General features: G+C 54.7%; 1 rRNA gene. It reads right to left on the reverse strand.

Annotated elements, in window-relative coordinates:
- Positions 1–276 (reverse strand): 16S ribosomal RNA (locus ACTHSN_RS10810); the annotation flags it as partial.

Consider the following 276-nt stretch of genomic DNA (forward strand, 5'->3'; position numbering starts at 1 on the left):
GGTTGGGCCCTGGGATTTCACCCCTGACTTAACAATCAGCCTACGTGCGCTTTACGCCCAGTAATTCCGAACAACGCTAGCCCCCTTCGTATTACCGCGGCTGCTGGCACGAAGTTTGCCGGGGCTTATTCTCCAGGTACCGTCATTATCGTCCCTGGTAAAAGAGCTTTACAACCCTAAGGCCTTCTTCACTCACGCGGCATGGCTGGATCAGGCTTGCGCCCATTGTCCAAGATTCCCCACTGCAGCCTCCCGTAGGCTGTCTCTTATACACAT

It is taken from the genome of Neisseria sp. P0009.S010 (assembly GCF_051958545.1).
GTDB classification, from domain to species: Bacteria; Pseudomonadota; Gammaproteobacteria; order Burkholderiales; family Neisseriaceae; genus Neisseria; species Neisseria subflava_A.